Origin of the sequence: Albimonas pacifica, from assembly GCF_900113695.1 — a bacterium.
Classification (GTDB): domain Bacteria; phylum Pseudomonadota; class Alphaproteobacteria; order Rhodobacterales; family Rhodobacteraceae; genus Albimonas; species Albimonas pacifica.
Window position 1 is genome coordinate 1 of record NZ_FOQH01000035.1, and the last position, 5,056, is coordinate 5,056.

General features: G+C 59.8%; 3 protein-coding genes. 1 reads left to right on the forward strand and 2 read right to left on the reverse strand.

The features are described from left to right. The first annotated feature begins 96 nt into the window (after positions 1 to 96). A complete protein-coding gene (locus BM064_RS26170) occupies positions 97 to 528 on the forward strand; it encodes a MerR family transcriptional regulator (protein ID WP_092866409.1) in 432 nt (143 codons plus the stop codon). A gap of 242 nt (positions 529 to 770) precedes the next feature. Here the strand turns inward: BM064_RS26170 and BM064_RS26175 are convergent, their stop codons facing one another. Together BM064_RS26175 and BM064_RS26180 are read right to left on the reverse strand one after the other, a co-directional pair. Then, complete coding sequence (locus BM064_RS26175) at positions 771 to 3,908, reverse strand: efflux RND transporter permease subunit (RefSeq protein WP_092866412.1); 3,138 nt, start codon at positions 3,906 to 3,908, stop codon at positions 771 to 773. Positions 3,909 to 3,919: 11 nt separating this feature from the next. Then, positions 3,920 to 5,056 (reverse strand): efflux RND transporter periplasmic adaptor subunit (locus BM064_RS26180; RefSeq protein ID WP_092866415.1); only part of this gene is annotated, 1,137 nt, incomplete at its 5' end.

The following is a 5,056-nucleotide window of genomic DNA, read 5'->3' on the forward strand; positions in this document are numbered from 1 at the left end:
GACACCCTCGCCCGCATCCCGGACTGCAAGATCAACAGGATCGGAGATCTGCTCCCCTGGAATTACGCCAGATAGCGGTCAGGCCGGACGCTTACTATGTCGCGCCGGACGGGCGTGAAGGTGACAACGATCCGCTACTACGAAAGCCGGGGCCTGATACCGTCACCGGCGCGGACAACAGGTGGGCAGAGGCGCTACGATGAAGCGGCGCTCGAACGGCTGGCCTTCCTGCGCCACGCACGGGAACTGGGCTTCGGTCTCGATGATATCGCCGATCTGATGGCCTTGGCAGAAGCCCCGTCAGAGGATTGCGCACCTGCCCATGAGATCGCACGCAAGCAGCTCGCGGCGGTGGACCGGCGCATGATCATTCTCGCGCAGCTTCGGGAAGAGCTGGTTCGGATGGCTGACGCGGATGATCCCGGCCATGCGGGGAAGTGTCGCGTCATCGAGGTTCTGGGGGATCACCGGCTCTGTATTGGTGCGCACGAAGCGTCGGGTGCCGCCCCAAGTTTTTCCGCTCCCTAAACCGTTATTTTATTTTGATAAATGACAAAACTAAACCGTTTTTGGCACCGGCGATAACCACCATTTTGGATGACTTCCAATGCCCTTACAGCGGAAATCAGGGCGGGTCTCATGACAGTGCACGCCACGATGAAACCGCTGGAGATGTCTGCGGGGTCGCGCCCGAAAACGTCGCCATGTTCATCGAACTCTCCCCCTCTGCCAATTCTGCACCCAAGCAGGCCTGAAGCGCGTTCGTTCCATCAGGTAAGGGCTCCCGAGGCTGACTTCGCATGCTGCCCATGAGCCGTTTCGACAAGCGAATGATGCCCTCCTTGTCGGGGTGCGAACCAGCGGTGCAGGGCGGGCATTACGAGCAGCGTCAGCACGGTTGATGAAACCAGCCCCCCGGTCACCACCGTGGCGAGCGGGCGCTGCACCTCGGCACCGACGCCGGTGGCGAAGAGCAATGGTGCCAGCCCCAGCGCCGTCGTCATGGCGGTCATCAGGACCGGGCGCGCGCGCAGCCCTGCGGCTTCGATGGCCAAAGCGTCCAGATCGCGCCCGGCACGCGCGAAGTCATCCATGAAACTGATCAACACCATGCCGTTGCCCAATGCGATGCCGAACAACGCGATAAACCCGACCGTGGCGGGAACCGACACCGGCAATCCTGCAAACCAGAGCGCCAGCGCGCCGCCGGTCAGCGCCAGGGGGATGTTCAACAAGATGAGGATCGCTGATTTCAGCCTTCCGAAAGTCACCAGAAGGATCAGCAGGACGATGCCCAGCGTGATCGGAATGACCACGGCAAAGCGGGCGTTCGCCTGTTGCTGAAGCTCGAACTGACCGCCCCAGACCAGACGATACCCGGGCGGCAGCTCCAGTTGAGCGTCAGTCAACTTCTGCGCTTCGGCAACGAAAGATCCGATATCGCGGCCGCGCACGTTGGACTGGACCGTGATAAAGCGTTCGCCATCCTCGCGTGTGATCTGGCGCGGACCGATTACTGTTCCGATATTGGCAACCGTCTCCAGCGGCACCCGCGCTCCGGAGGGCGATTCCAGCACGATACGGCTGATCGCCTCGGGTGTGTCGCGGCTATCTTCGTCAAAACGAACCATGATCGGAAACTGTCGCACACCCTCGAACAGGGATCCGGCCTCGGCACCGCCTACGGCTGCACGCAGCGCATCCAGCGCATCCTCGACATCAAGCCCGTAGCGGCCAAGGGCTGACCGGTCCACAGTCACCACAAGCTGCGGGGCACCGGTAATTTGGTCGGCCTGCACCTCGGCTGCTCCTTCGACCTGTTGCAGCAGCGATTGCAGCACCTGTGATCGCTGCAACAGGATTTCGGAATCCGGTCCGAAAATCTTGACGGCCAGTTCGGCACGCGTGCCGGTCAGCAATTCGTCGACGGACATCGCGATGGGTTGGCCGATATTCACCACAATCCCCGGATAGGATTCCAGGTCTTCCGAAATCGCGGTGCGCAGTCCTTCCGCAGACAGTCCAGGGCGCCACTGCTCGACCGGGTTCAACTCGACAAAGGCTTCCGCGCTATTGGTCGGGTCGGCATGTGCGCCGACTTCTCCCCGCCCGATACGGGTCACAATGGACTTGATTTCAGGGAAGTTCTTCAGCAGTCGCTTTTCTACCCGCGTTGTGGTTGCCATCGCTTCGGTGAGCGAAATCGAGGGTGCCATGGTCAGCCGCATCAGAATGTCGCCTTCCTCGAGCGATGGCGTAAATTCGGAGCCAAGCCGCGATCCCGCGAAACCGCCTGCAGCCAACAGCACACCACACAGGACGATCGCGAAAAAACGGTTGCGGACAAAGAACCCTGCTGTGCCGCTGATCATGGATGCAACACGTCCGGGCTGGTCCGGAGCTTTCTTGGTGGATCGGCGCATCACGAAAAAGGCCATTGAAGGCGCAATCAGGGCTGCATAGAAAAGCGATCCTGTCATGGCGAGTGCTGCCGCAGCGGCCAGGGGTCGGAATGTCTTGCCTTCGACGCCCTGCAAGGAAAAAAGTGGCAGGAAGACAACGATAACCACGGCAACCGCTGCGACCAGGGGCGCGATCACCTCAGCAGTAGAGCGGGCAACCAGCCAGCGCGGATCTTCCGACCCGTCGTCCTCCTGAAAGCCGCGGTCCACATTTTCGGAGATGACAATGGCACCGTCCACCATCATCCCGATGGCGATAGCGACGCCACCCAAAGACATCAGATTGGCGCTGATGCCGAGCATGTGCATGGCGATAAAGGCAAACCCTACCGAGAACGGTATCGACAGCACGACAACCAGGCTTGGACGCCATCCTCCGAGAAAGACGAATACCACCAACCCCACAAGCAATGCGCCCTGCCACAATGCCGTGGTCACAGTTGCGGCCGCCTTGTTTACCAGTGTCCCCTGATCGTAGTAGGGGACTGCCTGCACGCCCTCCGGCAGGCTGGCGTTGATTTCCTGAAAGCGCTGCTGCACCCGTGCGATCACATCGGATGTATTGGTGCCATAGAGCTTCAAAACCAGACCCGCAACGACCTCCCCCTCGCCGTTTGCGGTTGCAAGTCCCTGACGGACACCCCCGCCCACGGTGATATGGCCAAGGTCGCGCACACGCACGGTGCGTCCGTGTTCAACGGTAACGACAATCTCAGCGAGGTCTTCGATCGTTCGGGCAAGCCCGACCCCGCGTACCGTGTATTGTTCGGACCCTATTTCGAGAAATTGCGCGCCTTCTGTCTTGTTTCCACGCCCCAGCGCGCTGATCACATCGGCAATCTGGATATCATAGGCGAGCAACGCATCGGGATCGAGCCTGACCTGATACTGTTTTTCGTAGCCGCCGAGGGACAATACTTCCGTGACACCCGGAACGGTTTGCAACTGGTATTTGATGATCCAGTCCTGGATTTCACGCATCTCGACAAGGTCGCGTTCGCCGGTTTGGTCTTCCAGACGGAAATACAGGATAATGCCAAGCCCGGTCGATATCGGCCCCATTTGCGGGTCGCCAAATCCCTCGGGGATGTTGCCACGCGCCTCGGCAAGCCGCTCACCCACCACCTGGCGGGCGAAATAGACATCCGTGCCGTCCTCGAAATAGATGTTTACCACCGACAGTCCAAAATTCGAGACCGAGCGCATGTTCTTGAGTTTCGGCAGACCCGACATTGCCGTTTCGATGGGGTAGGTCACATAGCGTTCAACCTCTTCCGGTGCGAGCCCCTCGGTTTCGGTGAAGACCTGGACCAGCGATGGCGTCACATCCGGAAAGGCATCGACAGGCAAGGCGCGAAACGCAAAAAGCCCGCCAATCGTCATCGCAAAAGCCGCGATGGAGGCCAAAAGCCATCCGCCGGCGATGCGGTGCATAAAATCGGTCATGATCAGCTATCCTAATGTCCGTGTCCGTCGCCAAAAGCGTCTTTTTCAAGCTGGGCTTTGAGTGTGAAGGCACCGTCAGAGACAAACAGGTCGCCTTCCTCCAGCCCGGTGCGGATTTCGACATAGCCGCCAGCCGTTGTGCCGATCATGACGGGGCGCGGTGCGAAACCGCCGTCCACCGGGACAAAGACGGACGAGCGCCCCTCTACCAGTTGCACGGCGGATTGCGGGACGCGCAGCACTTCCCTGGCATTGCCAACGCTGAGATCTGCGATCACGAACTGCCCGGGGGTCAGGGCCTTGTCCCTGTTATCCACGATCACACGCGCCGTCGCCGTGCGGGAAACCTCATCAATGACCGGCAATACAAATGCCACCGTAGATTGTGTGATGATATCGCCATCGTCCGATTTCAGGGCAACCGGCGCTCCGATGCGGACGCGGCTGATGTCCTGTTTGTACACCGCGATATCAACCCAAAGCACACTGTCATCGACAATCGTGAACAGTGCCTCGGCGCTGGAATCGCCGGCTGTCACGGTTCCCCCCAGCGTGACCGCGCGTCGTATCACCGTTCCGGAGAGCGGTGCAGTCAGATAGGCATTCGCATTGTTGCCATCTTCGGCCGTGGCAATCTTCTCGAGTGCCGCGTGATCGATGCCGACCGCATGCAGCTCCGTTTCTGCCGCTTCGCTCTCGGCTTTTGCCGCTTCATGCTCGGCACGGGCTGCCTGGACCGTCGCCTCGGAAGTTATTTTTTTGGACCACAGGCCCTCCGCACGTTCCAATGCCTGCGCCGCCAGTGATTTCCTTGTTTCCGCAGTGACCCATTGAGCCTTCAGCGTGGCCAGATCGCGGCTGGAAATCAATGCGAGTCTGTCTCCATACTCGACTGTATCACCTTCACCCGCAAAGATGCGATCAATAACACCGCTCACCCTTGGCGATACATTGGCCATCCGGTCTGCATCAAAGCGAACTTCTGCCGGCAGGCTGAGAGACTCGCCCAAGGCGTCCAGTTCAGCTTGCTCAAGCACGATCCCGGCCTCCTGCGCGACCTCACCTGTCAATTTGACAATATCGCTACCGCCTTCATCTGAATGATCGTCGTCACCGTGAGCATCGGCACTTTCACCGGCATGATCGTC

Excerpts from the sequence above, each read along its gene's own strand:
- BM064_RS26170 (WP_092866409.1), top strand. The coding sequence starts at position 97 with ATGTCGCGCCGGACGGGCGTGAAGGTGACAACGATCCGCTACTACGAA.
- BM064_RS26175 (WP_092866412.1), bottom strand. The coding sequence starts at position 3,908 with ATGACCGATTTTATGCACCGCATCGCCGGCGGATGGCTTTTGGCCTCC.